Consider the following 20,141-nt stretch of genomic DNA (forward strand, 5'->3'; position numbering starts at 1 on the left):
ATTTGCCACAATACGCAGCTTGCAATCTTATTTTGAATGACATCGAATATCCCGTACCCAGATTGAAGTAAGTGTACACTCTGTCGTCTCTGATGTCCTGATAATTATATGCACCGGCTGTAGCAAGTTCGGCTATGTATAGCCCTGATATAAATGGACGTACTACAGGACAATGGGTAGAAGTAAAGCAATAAAGTAATGTAATTAACTAACAATCAAAATAAGATAGGGTATTTTATTCGAAAAATGCCCTATTTTTGTATTAATTATTAACGCAAAACTTAATGAAAAAAGCAATCTGTACATTTGGTAGCTATTACTTAACAGAAGGCTTTCCCCGCTTTAGAAGCATGGCTGAAAGTATGAATATCTTTGATGATATATATACTGTCTGTGAAAAAGATTTAGATGCAAACTTTTACAAAAAATGGGGACGATACCTTATCCCCTACTCCAGAGGTTTTGGCTATTGGTGTTGGAAACCCTATTTCATCCTAAAAATATTGGAGAAAATTGAGGACGGCGATGTACTCCTTTATTCAGATATTGGCTGTTATTTTAATCCCAAAGGCAGAGAGCGACTTCTAGAGTATTATGATATTGTAGAGAAAACTCCAACCGGAATACTTGGAGTAAAGAGCCAAGAGGTCAGCTACAACGGTATGCCCGAAACTCTTTATTATGAGTATGAATGGACAAAGGGAGATGTGTTTGAATATTATGGTGTATATAACGATAAGGCTTATACACATACCCCTCAGTTTGAATCCACTATTATCTTTTTCAAAAAGAGCGCTGTTGTGATGCAGTTTGTCAGAGACTGGTATCAGGCATATCTCGATGATTACAGTCTTGCTACAGACTCACCGTCACGAATTCCTAACTTGCATGGATTTAAAGAAAACAGACACGATCAAAGCATTTTTTCTATCCTTGCTAAAAAATATGGTATAGCAGAAATTTCCACAAACGAAATATTTCAACGAGACTGGAATCTTCTCGAAAAATATCCCATACAAGCCCGTAGAGATAAATACTACCCAAGTAGATATCACTACAAACATCGCTTTAGATTAAGAAAACTTTATCGCAGATGGTGGCGTGTAAAATATTGGTTCAAAGATAGATTATAATTATACAATCCTTGCATGAAAAAAGTATTATGCACATTTGGTAATACACTATTAGCTCCCGGATTTCCGCAATTTGTACGAAATGCAGAGGCAATGGGAGTATTCGACGAAATATATACATATACCGAAAAAGACCTAAGTAAAGATTTCAGGAAGAAATGGGGTCGATACATGTATCCTTACTCAAAAGGATATGGCTATTGGTGTTGGAAACCACCTTTGATAAAGAAGACTCTCGACACGATGGAAGAAGGAGATATTCTACTCTATACAGATGTAGGATGTTACCTAAACCCGAATGGGAAGGAACGACTGACGGAATATTATGACATAGTAGAAAAAAGCCCTTCAGGAATGTTAGGTTTCAGAAGTTTTGAGAAAAACTATAATGGAATGCGGGAAGGTCTACGATTTGAATATGAATGGACTAAAGGGGACATTTTTGATTACTTTGGCGTCAGGGACAATACAGAAGTAACGCAAACAAGCCAATATGAGGCAGGGATCATATTTATTAAAAAAGGTCCTGTGTCAACTGCCTTTGTCAACGAATGGGTAAAAGTTATTGATGATGATTTCAGTCTTATTACAGATGCTCCTTCGAGAAGCCCTAACTTAGAAGGATTTCAAGAGAACCGTCACGACCAAAGCATATATTCAATGCTAGCAAAAAAATATAAAATAGAAGCAGTCTCAACAAACGAACTGATTCCTTTGGGAGGCGTAATGGATTGGTCTATCATAGATAAGTATCCGATACAAGCTCGCCGAGATGTTTACTACAAAAGTATGCGTCATTACAATCGCCGTTTTCAATTGCGAAAACTATACAAAATGTGGTTGAAGTTTAAATACTTTTTCAAGGATTTATTTAGAATCTAACCTTTATGAGCAAAACACATTAACGACTTAAGCAAAAAACAATCTGCATTTTACAATTATTATTAAGTTTTCATAGGAATATTCTCATTAGTCACAAAAAGAGTTTCATTGAGAAAGTATAAAAAAGATAACTGTTTGGAGTGTATTACCCTTGTCTCTTTATCATGTTGAACGAAGTGAAACATCTCGATCTAAAAGAGATTCTTCGTTACACTCAGAATGACATAGCTATACAGTCCAAACAGTTCTATATATAATTAAATATTACTTACCAATATGCGCTGACAAGAAGCTTTCCATTGCACGGTAGAAATCGAAACGATTCTCTTCATTGTGGAAACCGTGACCTTCATTGTCTTTTACCATATATTGGGTTTCAACACCTCTTTTCTTCAATGCCTCAACCATCTGATCCGATTCGTCTTTATTTACACGTGGGTCATTTGCACCTTGCGCTACAAACAACGGTGCTTTAATCTTATCTACGTGAAATACAGGTGAAGCACTTTCCAGTAATTCTTTATCGGCAATAGGATCTCCCACCATTTCGTGCATCATATCCAACATTGGCTTCCAGTATGGAGGAATCGTATTTAGGAAAGTAAATAGATTAGATACACCCACATAGTCAATTCCACAAGCGTAAAGATCGGGAGTAAATGTTAGTCCGGCAAGTGTTGCATATCCACCATAACTACCTCCGTAGATGGCAATTTTAGCAGGATCTGCTATGCCTTTCTTTTTCAGCCATTCCACACCATCGGTTATATCATCCTGCATTGTTTTTCCCCACTGTTTGAACGATATTTCCCAGAACTTTTTACCAAATCCGGTAGATCCACGGAAATTCATTTGGAATACAGCATACCCTTTATTGGCTAAGAATTGTACCTCGGGATTAAAGCCCCAACTATCACGTGCCCACGGACCACCATGCGGATTAACCACTACAGGCAGATTTTTTGCTGTCTCCAAAGTATATCCTTTCGGTAGTGTGAGGTAACCTTCTATCGTTAAACCATCACGTGTAGTATATTTCACACAATTCATTTCGGCCATATTGTTTTCATCGATCCAAGGATAAATATCTGCAATATGAGTCAGTTCATCTTTCTTTACATCATAGAGATAGTATCCTCCGGGGGTTTTATCGTTATATGTACGAATAATCAGCATATCTTCATCTTTATTTTGGCTGCTAACGCTAATAGGTCTTCCTGATACTTTTGCTGTTACTTTATCGAAAACAGCTTTCAAATCTTTATCGAAGAAATGACGCTTTGCTCCTTCATGAGCCTGATAAGACGCAGCCTGCAACCTCTTATATTTTCGAGAATATGAAATCCCTGACAGATCATAAGTATCATTTTCGTACAAAACTTCGACTTCTTTAGCCGTTTGCGGATCAAATATTACGACAGCTTCTTTATCTCTGCCTATGTTAGAAGTAGCATACAACTTCTGATTATCTGGAGTAAAGTAATAAGGACTTATGCTTTCTTTAAAACTTGTAGTTATAAGTGTTCTGAATGGATCACTTTCTTTATCGCGATACAATAAACTTTGATTTACACCATCAAGTGCGATTGCTATACGCAATTTCCCATCGTGGTCTGTCATCCAGCCCTGAATATTTCCGGGATTCTCAGCTAACATTGTCAGCTCGCCTGTCTCGATATTTAGCCTGTATGGATCAAACACCTGTGGGTTTCTTTTATTGAGACCAATAATAACTTCGCTCTCTATCTCAGGCAGATCGTCTATTATAGTAGTACGTACCTTCTCAAAAGCTGTAAGAGGAAGAAGGTTACTTCCATCAGCGTTTACCCCATATAGCTGAAAGTTTTCATCACCCCCTGTATCTTTGAGGAACAAGATGCGATTATTATTTCCCCAAAAGTAACCGGCAATATCTCTTTCTGTTTCAGAAGTTAATCTTACTGGAGTATTGTCACCTACTTTTTGTACAAAAATATTCATCCGTCCCTCATAAGGCGCTGTAAAAGAAAAATATTTTCCATCCGGCGATATCTGATAAGATGACTTTTCAGGGTTTCTGAAAAAATCTTCTAAAGGGATGTTGGGAGCTTGACTAAAAACGCTCATCGAAGCAAATAAAAACATCAACATAAGGATGTTTGAGATAAATGATTTCCTTTTCATAATCTATTAAATTTTAAACTCTTGTTATATATTAGTCGTAATAAGGTGAGAATAATCACATAAAGTATCAAAGCATACGAATGAGTTCAAAAATATTTAAATAAAAAGGGGTAGCTGAATAAATCCAACTACCCCTCAAAAAATATATATTCACTATACTTAATTCTTAAAATCTAACTCTCCATCTCTCATATCAATTATAATAGACTTCGATTTATCTATAGTACCGGCAAGCAACTGTCTCGACAGCGGATCTAACACCATTCGCTGAATAACCCTTTTTACAGGACGTGCGCCAAACTCTGGGTCGAATCCCATTTGAGAAATCCAATTGACTGCTTCATCTCTGAATTTGAGATCGACACCGTTTCCTTTCAGCATGCGGACAACGCCATCGAGCTGAATACGAACAACCTGCTCTATCTCTTTCAATGTCAATGGCTCGAACATGATTATCTCGTCAATACGATTCAGAAATTCGGGACGAATATTAACTTTCAACATATTGAGAACTTCCTTCTTGGTTCTTTCTACTACTTCATCATGATTCTTTGGCGTAATGCCTGCAAAGTTTTCACGAATCAGTGGAGATCCCATATTGGATGTCATAATAATAATCGTATTCTTAAAGTTTACCACTCGCCCTTTATTATCTGTCAACCGTCCATCATCAAGCACTTGCAACAGGATATTAAACACGTCGGGATGTGCTTTTTCTATCTCATCGAAAAGAACGACTGAATAAGGTTTACGGCGGATAGCCTCGGTAAGTTGACCTCCTTCGTCATAACCTACATATCCCGGAGGTGCTCCTATAAGACGGGTAGCACTAAATTTCTCCTGATACTCGCTCATGTCTATACGTGTCATCATATTCTCATCATCGAACAAGAACTCCGCTAAGGCTTTTGCCAACTCAGTTTTACCAACACCTGTTGTACCCAAGAATATGAACGAACCTATCGGACGTTTCGGATCTTGCAACCCGGCACGACTACGGCGAATAGCATTGGATACGGCAGAGATAGCCTCATCTTGCCCAACAACCCTTCTGTGCAGCTCTTCTTCCAGGTTTAATAACTTATCCTTTTCACTCTGGAGCATCTTGTTCACAGGTATACCTGTCCAACGAGAAACGACATCGGCAATATCAAAAGAATCGACCTCTTCCTTTACCATTGCCTGACTACCTTGCATCTCATGCAATTGAGATTGGAGTTGAGCAATGCCTGTTTCCAGTTCTTTTATTTTGCCGTAACGTAATTCTGCGACTTTACCATAGTCGCCTTCACGCTCTGCTTTTTCAGCCTCAAACTTAGCATTCTCAATATCTATCTTATTCTGCTGTATCTTATTGATGACTTCTTTTTCTGATTGCCATTTTGCTTTAAGTTCTGTTTCCTCTTCTTTGAGTTTACTAATCTCTTTGGTCAATTCAGCTTCTTTCTGTTTATCATTTTCTCGACGGATAGCTTCTCGTTCAATCTCCAGTTGCTTGATACGACGGCTCTTTTCGTCAAGCTCTTCGGGAACAGAATCTACTTCCATACGTAATTTGGCAGCAGCTTCATCCATCAGGTCAATTGCCTTATCAGGCAAAAAGCGATCTGTAATATAACGACTCGAAAGCTGAACAGCAGCAACAATAGCCTCATCTTTGATACGTACCTTATGGTGATTTTCATATTTCTCTTTCAAGCCACGCAGGATAGATATTGCATCCACTTCGCTTGGCTCATCTACCATCACTATCTGGAAACGGCGTTCGAGTGCTTTATCTTTCTCAAAATATTTCTGATATTCGTCCAAGGTGGTTGCTCCTATCGAACGCAGTTCTCCACGTGCTAAGGCAGGCTTCAAGATATTGGCTGCGTCCATAGCACCTTCGCTCTTACCGGCTCCTACCAGAGTATGTATTTCATCGATGAAAAGAATAATCTCCCCTTCCGATTTTATCACTTCGTTCACGACCGATTTGAGACGCTCTTCGAATTCTCCTTTGTACTTAGCTCCTGCAATCAGAGCACCCATATCCAAAGAATAGATTTGTTTGCTTTTTAAGTTTTCGGGCACATCACCACGAACAATACGATGAGCAAGTCCTTCAGCAATAGCTGTTTTTCCTGTACCGGGTTCACCGATAAGTATTGGGTTATTCTTTGTCCTACGACTCAGAATCTGAAGTACCCGACGGATTTCCTCATCACGACCAATCACGGGATCAAGTTTCCCGTCTTTTGCTCTTTGAGTCAGATTGATAGCATATTTTTCCAAAGACTGATATGTATCTTCTGCACTTTGGCTATTTACGTTACTACCTTTACGCAACTCACTTATAGCTTGTTGCAACTCATTTCCTGAAACTCCGGCGTCTTTCAATATCTGCGAAGCTGAGCTTTTAGTAGCTAAAATACCTAACAGCAAATGCTCGATAGATACGTATTGATCTCCCATCTTTTTAGCATAATCCACTGCTTTGTCCAAAGCTGAATTACTTTCGCGGCTTAAGTACGCTTCGCCCCCACCCGATACTTTCGGAAAAGAGTCTATTTCTTTATTAAGCACAGAAGTAATATACGCCGGATTAGCTCCAAGCTTTTGAAAAAGAAAATTCACAACATTCTCACCACTCATAATCACTCCAAGTAGAATATGAGCAGGCTCGATAGCTTGCTGTCCTCTCTCTTTCGTTATCTCAATTGCTTTTTGAACAGCCTCTTGAGATTTGATTGTAAAATTGTTGAAATTCATATTTTTAGTTTCTTTATTTCGTTATTTATTGTATCTATATTCTATCGTTCAAATTACTTGCCAAAAACTAATGGTGACAAAATGTCAGCAAACAACTTTATAACTGATAACGAATAGGATATAAAAAAAGAGACTATCCCTGAAGGATAGCCTCTCATATCGTGTATTCTACTTTTACTGACGGTTATTTATTATTTTCTAGCCATTTCAGCCTCCTTTGATCAGGTAAATGAGTCACCTTAAAGTTTTCGAATTTAGCCTCAAAACCATTACCATCAGGACTGGCGGCCATCAACCCTACCATTACCGGAGTATTATCTTGCAGATAAGCATTACGCATCATAGTATATGTTTTATCATCGAAAGAATAAAAGACTTCAACGGCATCAATACGTCTTACAGCCTTGATCCATACATAAGATATCTTTTTATCCAATTCAATAACGCTCCAGTCGCTGGTCTTATGAGTTACCACAGTACTTAAATTATACTTTCCATCTACAAATTCAATTCCTGTCTTGATGTAGTTTTCGTGATCTATACGAAGCATCAAGCCCATTTGATCGAAACGAGCTTTGTAATCTCCTGTAATTTTTACTTTCACCTCAAACTCTCCTCCATATGTCGTATAATAAAAAGGAGCATCATCGACAGTAAACCCATAGTGAGATATACGCCAATAATCACTCTGAGGGGTCACAAACATACTTAATGTTTTATTTTTCACTTCCCATTTTTCAGGTTCATTAAACCATTGCATTTTTTCTAAACTCTGAGCTGAAGCAAATTGGGCTAATACTACAACAAATAAACTAAGTGCGATTTTTTTCATTTTTCTATCTTGTTTTTAATTTACGATTATATCCTATATTACGAGATATCTCCAATCCCGTATCCCTGATCTGGAGTCCTATGTTTTTCACTTTTTCTTTGGGTAAACGTCCTGCTGGACCTGAAGTCCAAATACAGGCTATTGCATTTCCTTTTTCGTCAAATATAGGGGCTGCAATGCAATGCACACCTTCAACAGTCTCATTCAGATCTATTGCATACCCTTCCTGAATTATCTTATTCAATTCTTTCTCCAATTGCTCTTTGTCTGTTATCGTATATTCATTCAGGGCTTCAAAGCGTATCTCCGAAAGTTTTTCCTTTTGCTTCTTCCCCGACATAAAAGCCAGTAATACTTTCCCCGGAGCAGTAGAATGAAGATTAAAGCGCATACCCTGCTGCAAGATGAATACAAAGTCAAGATTACCCTGCACTTGCTTCAATAAAACCACTTCTGAATCAACAAGTGTTCCTATCATGACCGATTCTCCGACGTTATCACGCAAACGCTTCATATATTCTTCCGACATCTCAATGATATCGTAGCTACTTACAGCTTTAAGTCCGAGCAAAAGTAATTTTCGGGAAAGGAAATAACGAAAGTTACCGGGTTCTCGCCCTATGTAACCGATCTCGAGAAGATTTGTCGCTATTTTATAAATGGAGGATTTTGGATAATCGAGAAGCCCGACAATTTCTTGCAAAGTCAGTCCTTGAGGGTGCTCCGACAAAAGCTCAAGCAACTCCATCGACTTGGTTATCATCGATACATTCCTATTTTCCATTCAATCTATATTTATACACAAAAATAACGAATAATACATATATATAGATTCAATCCATATATAAGGATAAATATATAAATTTTGAATAAATATCAAAAGCTTATTCAATAAAAAAAGCTGCATACAAAAATGTACACAGCTTACATATCGTTAATACTGTAAAATTAAAGAAGGCTATCCGGATTTAAGTTTACAGCTTCAATATCTTTAAAGTAATTGTATGTCCCTACTTTTAGTTCATAAGTTGCCATCTCGTCGCAAACAATAATTCCTTTAGGATGTAATTGCAAAGCTGTGATAGTCCACATCTGATTGATAGAACCTTCTACCACCTGAGCCAAAGCACGGGCTTTGTTATGACCATTCACCATGATTAGCACTTCTTTAGCATCAAGAATTGTTCCAACGCCAACAGTGACTGATGTTTTTGGCACTTTGTTTACATCGTTATCAAAAAAGCGTGAGTTCGCAATTATGGTATCCTGTGTCAGCGTTTTTATACGAGTACGAGAAGACAAAGAAGATCCCGGCTCATTAAAAGCAATATGACCATCTGCACCAATTCCACCCAAAAACAAATCAACACCGCCTACAGCCTTCATTTTAGCTTCGTAAGCCGCACACTCAGCCTCTAGGTCTGATGCATTACCATTCAGCATGTTTACATTTGCCGGATTGATATCTATATGGCTAAAAAAATTGCTCCACATAAAAGTATGGTAACTCTGTGGATGGTCTTCTGGTAAACCAACGTACTCATCCATGTTGAAAGTAACAATATGCTGAAAGGAAACTCTCTTTTCCTGATAATGCTTTATCAACGCTTTATACATGCCCATAGGCGAAGAACCGGTGGGCAATCCTAACACAAAAGGTTTTTCAGCAGTTGGATTTGCAGCCTTAATCTTAGAAACTACATAGTTTGCCGCCCATTGCGAAAGTAAATCGTAATCTGGTTGAATAATTAATCTCATGATTATTAAATCTTAAATATGTTAGTTTATAAAAAACAAAGCAAACCCTTTAGTACAATATACTAAAAGGTTTGTCTTCGTAATAATATTATAAAGGATGATATTCTACAAAAGCTTCAATAGCTTCGTAAGATGCCAATCCTAACTGTCGGTACAATTCAGCAGTAGCACGGTTTCTGTCTTCGGAACGTTGCCAGAAAAGACGCTCATCGTTGCCCAAGAATGGAGCACTCTCCATTTGCGACTGATGTTTCAATATTGCATTTCTTTTCTTACGGAGTTCTTCGGGTGAGATAGGCACAGCCATTTCAATATGGTCAATTTCCCACTCAGCCCAAGCACCACGATACATCCAGATACGACATTCTTTGAGCCACTCAGCACCCTTTAGCTCGTCAATAGCAGCAAGTATAGCATCAAGACACACTTTGTGAGTTCCATGTGGGTCAGCCAAGTCACCTGCAACAAATATCTGATGAGGTTGCACGCTTACCAAATAGTTTTTCACGATTTCTACATCTGCTTCTGAAATCGGATTTTTCTTCACACGGCCGGTTTCATAAAATGGAAGATCTAAGAATGTAACGTTTTCTGGTTGCACTCCTACATAGCGACAAGCTGTTGTAGCTTCCTGACGGCGAATATGCCCTTTCATGAAAAGAATGTCTGCTGTATCAACATCACCTTCTTTTTTATCTTGCAACAAAAACTGCAAAACATCAGCATACTTTTTCTTCAATACCTCGTTATTGGCATCGTATTTATTTCTCACATCTTCTAAGAAAGAAACATAGCGAACAACTTCTTCATCGCCTACCGCAATATTACCTGATGTCTGGTATGCCACATGCACATCGTGCTTCTGGTCAACAAGACGTTTGAATGTTCCTCCCATAGAGATTACATCATCATCGGGATGTGGGCTGAAAACGATTACTTTTTTGGGATACGGAGTTGCTCGTTCAGGACGATTAGTATCATCAGCATTTGGTTTACCTCCCGGCCAACCGGTAATTGTATGTTGAAGATCGTTAAATATCTTGATGTTTACATTGTAAGCAGAACCGTATAGCGCCAATAACTCTTCAAGACTATTATCTTGATAATCTTTATTTGTTAATTTCAAGATCGGCTTATTCACTTTGAAACAAAGCCAAACAATAGCTCTGCGAATCATTTTGCTAGTCCACTCACAGCTTGTTACCAACCATGGTTGGTTTATACGAGTCAGACTAAATGCCGCATTCAGGTCGATATGCACAGTTGTATTTGGATGAGCTTGCAAGCATGAAGCAGGAACAGACTCAGAAACCGGGCCTTCTACCACATCTTTTATACTTTTTGCTTTATCCTCACCCCAAGCGATAAGAGCTATCTCACGAGCTCTCATAATAGTAGATATCCCCATCGTTACAGCACTAGGTGGAACCTGCTCTAAAGATCCGAATGTGTTTATAGCTTCTTTTCTCGATTGCTGATCCAACAGGACTAAGCGAGTATTTGAATTCATACTCGATCCGGCAATGTTAATTCCGATATTACCGGCACGACCTAATCCCAATAACAAATAATCAATTCCTCCAACGTTTTGTATAGTCTGTTCGTAGGCTTTACAATAGTTCAATATTTCTTCTTTACGTACTTGCCCATCAGGAGAATATACATTGTTCAGATCAATATCTATATAATCCAAGAAAGACTCTTTCAGTAGTTTCAGATTACCACTAGACTGAGGTGCAAGGGGATAAAACTCGTAGATATTGAATATTACAACATCTTTGAAGCTTAGTCCGTCTTCTTTATGCAAACGTATCAGCTCTTGATAAATAGTTTGAGGTGAATGTCCTCCGGGAAGTGCCAAAACAAATTTTTGTCCGGCAATAGTTTTGTTTTTAATCTTATGCGCAATATCTCTAGCGATGCTTAGCGAAGCCTCTACTGAAGATTCATATATTTGGGTGGGTACTTTCTCGAAACGAGTTAAAGCAGAAAGCTCAAATTCATTTTCGGGACGATAATATCGTGGTGACACCCGATCTAATACGATTTGCGAACTTAAATCCAATCTCATGTTAAAAATTTATTAATGGTTCTATTGTAAATATTTATTATAAAAAATCAAACAACTAAAGCAGCTGCTCCAAGTAGGTATATATCTTCTTTACGAGATAGTAGTATCTTCATTCTCTTTATTGTCTCAGGATAAGGAAAGGTCGTAATCACATCAAACATCTTCTCCGAAAACAGCTGATATCCAGCCGAGAGCCCACCCCCTAGTATTATAGCTTGCGGATCGTAAGTAAACAAGATAGCATTTATCAGTTTGCCGATATGCTTACCAAATTCTTCCCACAGTAAAATCATTTTCGTATCTCCAACCAAAGCCATGTTTAAAGCATCTCGACCGGAAATATTATTACGATCAAAAAATTTGCGACTGCAATAATATTCATAATCGGCATCGAGATAAGGAAGACTCCCTATTTCTCCAGCGCCGGTATTATTTCCGTTATACAATACGTCATTGATAATAATTCCGGCTCCTACCCCGGTACCGAGAGTTACACAAACAATATTCCGGTAAGCTGTGCCTTCTCCATAATAACGCTCGCCGAAAGCAAAACAGTTAGACTCGTTATTTACAAAAACAGGAATTCTGAATTCTTTTTCCAGAATATCTTTCAGATAGACTCTTTTCCATGAAGGTATATTCACAGCATTATACACAATTCCCTGTTCTGCATCAACAACGGATGGCACTCCAATGCCAATCCCTCTAATATTTGAGTTCATTATCTTGCGGATCATATCACACAAGTTAGCAAGGATCGCTTCTTCTGACTCAACAGCATTCGTAGGAGCTTCTATTTTTTTATATATCTGCCCGCCATCAACCACTGCCATACGGATTTTTGATCCACCTATATCTATTCCGATTCTCATAATAAACTACATGCGCCTGTTATGTTATTATAATGCAATTACACAATTAATGTTCATTCATGTGATCATCGCCAAAGCTGCCGGACATCCTTATTCTACTCATTTTTCATAATAAATCGTCAGGTAATACAAATATACAGAGCATTCTAAGAATATTGACAAATACAAATGTTAATTAACATTTACTTTCGTTATTATTTAAATATGACATCACATGAGGATAAAAATAAACGAATAAGCTTTACAATTTTAACCTTCAAACCTTTTAATTTAAATTTTTTAATAAAAATTTCATCCTTTATTAAAACAAGACACATTAAACATTATCCTCCCAATAGGCAATAACAACCTCCTCTTGATCGCAAAACATTTTTATTTATTATCTTCGTAGAACAAAAATAACAGAAAGCTAACTTTATTTGAATTTAGGCATTAAACCGAAAGATGACAGATTCTTTTCAGACGGACATAAAATATCTGGCAGGTGTAGGCCCAAAGAAGGCCGAAATACTCAACAAGGAAATAAATGTATTTTCGGTTGAAGACTTACTATATTATTTCCCCTACAAATATATAGACCGCAGCCGTATCTATTTTATACACGAAATAGACGGTAATATGCCATATATACAAATTAGAGGAAGAGTTACAGCTTTTGAGACATTCGGTGAAGGCAGAAAAAAAAGACTCGTAGCTCATTTTACGGATGGTACAGGATTTATTGATCTGGTATGGTTTCAAGGAGCAAAGTTCATTACGGACAAATATAAAGTGAACTTACCCTATATTGTTTTTGGGAAACCTACTCTTTTTGGAGACAAATTTAATATCCCACATCCAGATATTGACCCATATATCAGCGAAGAAGAACGCCCTACAGGCTTGATGCCTTATTACAACACAACAGAGAAAATGAAAAACCATTATCTGAACTCAAAAGCAATTCAGAAAATAATGGCAGCCGCATTTTCTTCTGTTGTAAGAAGCTTACCCGAAACGCTACCGGACAGCATCATTAACGAAGCTCGCTTGATGGGGTTAAAAAGTGCTATGCGCAACATCCATTTTCCGGAAAGTACGGCATTGTTACGAGAAGCACAATACAGATTAAAGTTTGAGGAATTATTTTATATTCAGCTAAACATTCTAAGATATACCGCCGACAGAAAGTCAAAGTTAAAAGGATTCGTTTTTTCTAAGGTAGGCGACTACCTTAATAGATTTTATGATGAAAACCTCCCCTTTCCTTTAACCAATGCACAAAAACGAATCATAAAAGAAATCAGGCAAGATATGGCTACCGGCGAACAAATGAATCGCTTACTGCAAGGAGATGTTGGTAGCGGGAAGACGCTTGTAGCTCTTATGCTTATGTTAATTGCACTGGACAACAACTTCCAAGCAGCCCTTATGGCTCCAACGGAAATATTGGCAACTCAGCATTACCAAACAATCTCAGAAGCATTGGCAGGGCTTGATGTAAATGTAGAATTACTAACCGGCTCAACAAAAAAATCGGATAGGGAACGCATACACAATGCTCTTTTAACGGGAGACCTTCAAATATTAATTGGCACACATGCCCTTATTGAAGACACCGTACAGTTTTCAAACCTAGGTTTAGTGGTTATTGACGAGCAACATCGCTTTGGCGTAGCACAACGAGCTAAATTGTGGTCGAAAAACGTAAACCCGCCACATATCTTAGTAATGACTGCCACCCCTATTCCCCGCACGCTGGCAATGACCATATATGGCGATCTGGATGTATCGGTAATAGACGAGCTTCCACCGGGACGCAAGCCCATACAAACAATTCATCAGTATGACAAAAAGCGAGGAGCTTTATACGAGTCCATTCGCAGACAATTGCAAGAGGGAAGACAGGTATACATAGTCTATCCACTGATAGAAGAAAGCGAGAAGCTCGACCTCAAAAATCTGGAAGAGGGATTTGAGCATATAAAAGAAATCTTCCCCGAGTATACGGTCTGCAAGGTTCATGGCAAGATGAAGCCCAAAGAAAAAGATGCAGAAATGCAACGCTTCGTCACCAATGAGGCTCAGATAATGGTAGCCACTACCGTTATTGAAGTAGGTGTAAATGTACCAAACGCATCCGTTATGGTGATAGAATCGGCTCAACGCTTCGGGCTATCACAGCTGCACCAATTACGAGGGCGTGTTGGTCGTGGAGCAGACCAATCATATTGTATTCTGGTGACGCCTTACGAGCTATCAGCCGACACACGGAAGCGCATCGACATAATGGTAGAAAGCAATGACGGCTTTGAAATAGCCGAAGCCGACTTAAAGCTAAGAGGCCCGGGTGATCTGGAAGGAACTCAACAAAGCGGTATCCCTTTCAATCTGCGGATAGCAAACCTTGTACGAGACGGGGAGATACTGCAATATGCACGTGAAGTCGCCCAGAAAGTACTGGATGAAGATCCGCAAATGGAAAAGTCTGAGAGCTTATTACTAAAGAGACAATTACGCAAACTAGGTGGCAACAAGTACAACTGGGGTTTAATCAGCTAATTGACAGACATCGCTTTTGTCAATTCTTTGATATGCTCATCTAAATATTTCAGTCGTTTCTTCGTATCGTCAATATTTTCATCCGTTTCATTTTTCCTTATCAGACCTTCAAGGTATTCGTTCAAATCCTTTCTATAATTCTGATAGTATATAAGAGCATTCGAACTATCTTTTACTTGATTTTCGTACAATTGACCTATCGCAAAATTTATTGTCATTTTCTGATTGATTCCGGCATATATCAATGCCTTTTTATATGCTTTTACAGCATCTTCGAAAAGAGAGCCCTTATCATAAGCCGATGCCAATCCTTTATAATAAAGATATAAGGTCAGATCAGGCGGAATTGTCTTATCCAACAATTTCCGAAACAAGGGAATTGCCTTTTTATGATCTGCCAATTCGTTCGAACTTACAGCAAGACAATAGAGCACATTATTATTTGTAGTATCCTGGCGAAATGCTTTGTCTAAAAAAATCTCAGCTTCGTAATTCTCCCTCAATGAATAGTAAGAAATTCCAAGACTACGGTTAACAATAAGCGAGGAATCACCGGCTTCATAACACTTCTTAAATCGGGAGATCGCTTCCTCATAATTATCCATCACATAATACGTCAACGCATTCAGCAAATTCATCTGCTGATCTGTGCTGTCTTTTTCAATATATGCCGTAGAGTGAGCTAAAGCCTCAAGACTACGATCAGCCTTTAAGCATAGGTTAACAAGACTTGCCGCAGAATAACTATCAGAGGGATTCGTATCCCATGCCGCTTTGAAGTATACCATAGCGCTATCAGCTTGATTCATCTTCTCAAAACATTGAGCGATCTGAGATAAAGTGTTGGGAGAATTATTGCGACTGTATATCTCTTTAAACAAACACAACGCTTTTTCGTATTTCGTCTGTTGAAATAGCAGTTCAGCCTTTTGTATCTTATAATATAAGTTCGTTGAATCCAAACGAATCAGATCATCATAACAATCTATCCCTGCCTGTCTTCGTCCTGTTATTGCAAAACAATTTGCCAATTCAGATTTGAGACGAACATTTTCGGGATTATCGGTAGATAGTCTTTGTAAAATATCGATCGATTTCAAATAATTACCTAAAGCTTTATGGCACATCGCTTCTTGAAACTGTAGATACGCTGAAGGTTCTTTATCGGAAATATACTCCAACGCTTTTTGGTATTGAAAATTTTGAATGTAAGCTTCCAGTTCATTCTCTACAGTTTGAGAAAACAAAACAGAATGCACAATTAAAAAAGAAAGGAGTATCAAGGTCTTTTTCATAGATTATCTTTTGCAGTTCAAGATTAATAGAGGTAGGCTATACTATCACCTAGCCTCTATATAATCTTGAGAAAAAAATCTGCTATTTCTTTTCTGTATTTACTATCGTATCTTTTTTAAGTCTATATACAATCGGCAATGTGAAATACACAGGTACAGCTATTCCATTCTGCTTGCCGGGAGTCCATTTTGGCATAGATTGAATCATTCTCACTGCTTCTGCGTCACATTCAGGATCGATACCTCTAATAACTCTTACATCTGAAATCTCACCCGTTTTACCCACTATAAACCGAATAGTTACACGCCCCTGTATACCTGCTTTTTGTGCAGATTGGGGATATTTTAAATTATCTGCTACGAATTTCTGCATTGCCGACTCCCCTCCGGGAAACACCGGCATATCCTCTACGGTAATAAAAGGATGATCTACTGATGGTTCAGCACCACCTTCCTTCAATGTAAAGCCTTCTTTTTTAGGAGTTCCATATCCGACGACAACCATAACATCTTTATCTTTTTCTCCCTCCGAAAAATTTTTCTTACTGCCTGATATTTTGAATATCAAAGGTAATGTATAGTACACATCGACAGCTTTTCCATTTTGCTTTCCGGGAGTCCATTTAGGCATAGCTTTCACTACGCGAACTGCTTCTTCATCCAAAGACGGATAAACGCCTCTTATAACCTCTATATCTGTAATATCCCCTGTACTTCTTATAACATAACGCACAATGACACGCCCTTCAATGCCTTTCTCCTGAGCTTCAACAGGATATTTCAAATTTTGCCCAATAAACCTTTGCTGAGCATTTAGTCCTCCCGGAAATTCAGGCATTTTGTCTACAGTCACATATACATCCCCTTTTTTCTGAGGCACTTGCTGTCCGCCATTAACAAAAGGCATCGTTATCATATCAGCTATATCGGGCGAAGCCTGCACAGCATTTCCTAATAGCAAAACAAAAACAACCGGTACAAGCAATAAATATTTAGTTGCTTTACCTAGCGATGTTCTATTTTTATTCATCATGGTAATTCGTTTTTTTAATTGTGATACATTAAAATTATTTATAATTGGTATACCGGTATTCACGTTTGATACTTGCAGTAATATATATTGGTATTCTTTGGGACTGAATCCTTCTTTCAAGACCCCCTCATCCGCTAGATATTCAAGATTTATTTTTATTTCCTTTTTCAAAAGCCAGACAAAAGGATTCCACCAGAAGAATACACACAAGACTTCGGCTAGTAATACATCTACAGAGTGTAATTGCCTGACATGAACCATCTCATGAGCTATAATCTCTTTCATTTTTTCCTCCTCATCAATTTGAGAGCCGATAAAAATCCATCTAAAAAATGAGAATGGCGAGATTTTCCTATCTTTTATTTTTACAATACAACATGTATCTAATTTTTCAGAATCATGACTGATCCTTAACTTTAGTATACAAAATAATTGCATTATAAATCGCAACGCATAAATCAAAGATACTGCTCCTATTGCAAATAAAGCAATCAGTTTCCAATCAATCACCGAAACCTGTTGAGCAGGCATTGCCGATACCTCTATTTGCGAAAGCCAATATGCCGGTATCTGAACAGGCACCTCTTCTTTAGCCGTCACTTCAATCATCAAAAAAGGAAATAGTAATGAAAAGACAATTGAAAAAAGGAAATAAAATCTCCTCAGGCGGAAAAAAGTATCCTTTCTTAACAGCAACATATATAAGCCATAAAATAAAGCCAATGATACAGAAGCTTTAATCAAATAAGGTATAATTGTGTGTTCCATGGCGTTAACAATTAAGTAATTCACTCTTTTCCTTTTTCTATCATTTTCACTATTTCTTGGAGCTCTTCAGGAGATATCTTTTCTTCTTTCACAAAGAACGAGACCAACTCTTTATACGAGTTTTCGAAATAACTCTTCACCACATTCGACATAAAAGCCTTCTTATAATCATCTTCGGCTACTTTCGGCGTATAAACCCACACATTTCCATATTTCTTAGAGTTCAAATAATCTTTTTGCTCCAGATTACGAACAATAGAAGCAACGGTAGTGTAAGGCGGTTTAGGGTCATCCATTTCATTTAGGATGTCTTTTACTACACACTCTTTTAATTGCCAAATATGAAGCATTACCGCTTCCTCCTGATGGGTTAACTTTTCCATTATTATAAATTTTACGTAAATCTACTATCTTTTCGTAAATATAGATGTTATTTTTTATAATACAAATATTTAGAAAGTTTTTTTATGAAATAAAGAGAGAAACGTGAGAATGTCCGGATTTCTCTATTGATAAAAGCTAAATCTGCTTATTACTTTTTCAACCAAAGTTCAGTTACCTTTAAAAATCCTCCGCTAGGTATGTAATAATAAAAAGCAGACGCACTAGGACCATAAGTTAATCCTGAGAAGATTATCATCTTACCTACATTATTCTTATTAAATTCTGTACTACAACTTGAATATTCTTTACCATCAATACCTTTTACAACAATAATATCCAAAACAGTAGTCCCACTTTTAATTTTTTTCAGGATAATCTGACCTTTCACTTGCGTTAACTCTCCTTGAAGAGCTTGCCCTGAAGAGATACAATTCTCACCAGAAATATCAGCAGATAATTGAACCTGCACACAATCTGCTATTTCATAATTAAAATCAAGATCCGAATCATCACTACAAGCAGTTACTAGAATAAGCGACAATGCGCTAAAAAGAAATAATATAAGCTTTTTCATATTTTAAGAAGTAGGTTAATTATATAATATATGATGCAAAAAAGCTTCAGAATGTTGCTTGTATGCACAAAAAAAAGAATAGCTATCACAAAACTGATACCATATAAATAAGAAAACAACTTATATAAAGGATTATTTCCCCGACAAAACCTTGTTTTTAGGTGTAGTTGCTACAAATTCTTTGAGATAGAATGGCTCAAAATAAGCAACGTCTACAAATGATTTTTCCTCATAGGCTTTTTCTGCTAATGTCACCATATTTGCAGCCTTCGGATATACGTTATCTATAAATTGAGCATTCGCATGCGACAAGACGTTTTTACATTTGTCTGCTCCATTGCCAAAAAAGGCTATCTTATTTTCATTAAGAATGTCAGCAAAAGAATTTTCGTCTATAATATCAGCGGATATTTCTTTTTTCAAGTTTAAGTCAAAGTCAAATAAGGTATCATAAACCTCCATTCTACGAGCATCTATCATCGGACAAAGAAGAATTGACCGATCAATCATGTTTGATTTTACAACCCCATAAGCCATTAATTCTAATGTATTAATTGCAATCAGAGGAATATTCAATCCATAGCAAAGACCTTTTGCCTCAGACACTCCGATACGAAGTCCCGTATAAGAACCGGGTCCGCAACTAACAGCAACGGCATCTAATGACATATTCTCCAATCTCAGAAATTGGATTGCTTCATTTACATATTCTCCGAGGAGAACAGCGTGAGAAGGACCTTCTATATTTTCTTTTTCAAATATTATTTCACCTCGGTTAGAGACAGCTACTGAGCATACTTCTGTAGAAGTTTCTATACTTAAAATACAAGACATTACATTTTCATTTTTACAGGATGCAAAATTACACAAAATCTTGATAATTAAATTTTATTCATACTTTATCTAATATCTAATATCCATACTTTTTTGTACATTTGAGTAGTTTTAACAGATATACAGATAAAAATTAACAACAAACGGTTGTTATAGATATTAAGAAATAATTTAATAAGAGAAATATGAGTAAGAATAAAGCTCCTCATAAAAATGAAAATGTAATGTCTTGTATTTTAAGTATAGAAAC

15 protein-coding genes are annotated in these 20,141 nt (G+C 37.4%); 3 read left to right on the forward strand and 12 right to left on the reverse strand.

Features of this window, described 5'->3' with window-relative positions:
* Window positions 1-284 precede the first annotated feature (284 nt).
* Together LDB17_RS12310 and LDB17_RS12315 are read left to right on the forward strand one after the other, a co-directional pair.
* Window positions 285-1,133 carry a hypothetical protein gene (locus tag LDB17_RS12310; protein WP_252638494.1) on the forward strand — a complete coding sequence of 283 codons (849 nt, stop codon included), beginning with the start codon at window positions 285-287 and terminating at the stop codon, window positions 1,131-1,133.
* Window positions 1,134-1,148: 15 nt separating this feature from the next.
* Complete coding sequence (locus LDB17_RS12315) at window positions 1,149-2,015, forward strand: hypothetical protein (protein ID WP_252638493.1); 867 nt, start codon at window positions 1,149-1,151, stop codon at window positions 2,013-2,015.
* 264 nt (window positions 2,016-2,279) lie between these two features.
* On the opposite strand, the gene LDB17_RS12320 is transcribed toward LDB17_RS12315, so the two are convergent.
* From LDB17_RS12320 to LDB17_RS12350, 7 genes are all read right to left on the reverse strand, one after another.
* On the reverse strand, window positions 2,280-4,139 hold the full coding sequence (locus LDB17_RS12320) for a S9 family peptidase (RefSeq protein ID WP_252638534.1): 1,860 nt from the start codon (window positions 4,137-4,139) through the stop codon (window positions 2,280-2,282).
* A gap of 198 nt (window positions 4,140-4,337) precedes the next feature.
* Window positions 4,338-6,929 carry an ATP-dependent chaperone ClpB gene (gene clpB / locus LDB17_RS12325; protein ID WP_252638492.1) on the reverse strand — a complete coding sequence of 864 codons (2,592 nt, stop codon included), beginning with the start codon at window positions 6,927-6,929 and terminating at the stop codon, window positions 4,338-4,340.
* A 184-nt stretch (window positions 6,930-7,113) separates the two neighbouring features.
* Window positions 7,114-7,761, reverse strand: a complete 648-nt coding sequence (locus tag LDB17_RS12330; RefSeq protein ID WP_252638491.1) for a DUF1349 domain-containing protein — start codon at window positions 7,759-7,761, stop codon at window positions 7,114-7,116.
* Window positions 7,762-7,765: 4 nt separating this feature from the next.
* Entirely contained in the window at window positions 7,766-8,545 is a 780-nt protein-coding gene (locus LDB17_RS12335; protein ID WP_135107005.1) for an IclR family transcriptional regulator, read from the reverse strand.
* Between the two features lie 164 nt (window positions 8,546-8,709).
* Window positions 8,710-9,519, reverse strand: coding sequence for a glucosamine-6-phosphate deaminase (gene nagB / locus LDB17_RS12340; protein ID WP_252638490.1), 810 nt, complete (start codon window positions 9,517-9,519; stop codon window positions 8,710-8,712).
* Between the two features lie 88 nt (window positions 9,520-9,607).
* A complete protein-coding gene (locus tag LDB17_RS12345; RefSeq protein ID WP_135107009.1) occupies window positions 9,608-11,590 on the reverse strand; it encodes a glucosamine-6-phosphate deaminase in 1,983 nt (660 codons plus the stop codon).
* 47 nt (window positions 11,591-11,637) lie between these two features.
* The gene (locus tag LDB17_RS12350; RefSeq protein WP_252638489.1) at window positions 11,638-12,462 is read right to left on the reverse strand and encodes an ROK family protein; all 825 of its coding nucleotides are present in this window, start codon (window positions 12,460-12,462) and stop codon (window positions 11,638-11,640) included.
* A 444-nt stretch (window positions 12,463-12,906) separates the two neighbouring features.
* Between LDB17_RS12350 and recG the strand changes: the two genes are divergently transcribed.
* Window positions 12,907-15,003, forward strand: coding sequence for an ATP-dependent DNA helicase RecG (gene recG, locus LDB17_RS12355; RefSeq protein ID WP_252638488.1), 2,097 nt, complete (start codon window positions 12,907-12,909; stop codon window positions 15,001-15,003).
* On the opposite strand, the gene LDB17_RS12360 is transcribed toward recG, so the two are convergent.
* From LDB17_RS12360 to tsaB, 5 genes are all read right to left on the reverse strand, one after another.
* Complete coding sequence (locus LDB17_RS12360) at window positions 15,000-16,298, reverse strand: tetratricopeptide repeat protein (protein ID WP_252638487.1); 1,299 nt, start codon at window positions 16,296-16,298, stop codon at window positions 15,000-15,002. The genes recG and LDB17_RS12360 overlap by 4 nt on opposite strands.
* Before the next feature lie 82 nt (window positions 16,299-16,380).
* Window positions 16,381-17,940 carry a M56 family metallopeptidase gene (locus LDB17_RS12365; RefSeq protein WP_252638486.1) on the reverse strand — a complete coding sequence of 520 codons (1,560 nt, stop codon included), beginning with the start codon at window positions 17,938-17,940 and terminating at the stop codon, window positions 16,381-16,383.
* Between the two features lie 179 nt (window positions 17,941-18,119).
* The gene (locus LDB17_RS12370; protein WP_135107019.1) at window positions 18,120-18,482 is read right to left on the reverse strand and encodes a BlaI/MecI/CopY family transcriptional regulator; all 363 of its coding nucleotides are present in this window, start codon (window positions 18,480-18,482) and stop codon (window positions 18,120-18,122) included.
* 149 nt (window positions 18,483-18,631) lie between these two features.
* Window positions 18,632-19,057, reverse strand: a complete 426-nt coding sequence (locus tag LDB17_RS12375; protein ID WP_252638485.1) for a hypothetical protein — start codon at window positions 19,055-19,057, stop codon at window positions 18,632-18,634.
* A gap of 132 nt (window positions 19,058-19,189) precedes the next feature.
* Entirely contained in the window at window positions 19,190-19,891 is a 702-nt protein-coding gene (tsaB, locus tag LDB17_RS12380) for a tRNA (adenosine(37)-N6)-threonylcarbamoyltransferase complex dimerization subunit type 1 TsaB (protein ID WP_252638484.1), read from the reverse strand.
* Window positions 19,892-20,141: the final 250 nt, after the last annotated feature.

The organism is Dysgonomonas sp. Shenzhen-Wh21, assembly GCF_043392705.1.
GTDB lineage: Bacteria > Bacteroidota > Bacteroidia > Bacteroidales > Dysgonomonadaceae > Dysgonomonas.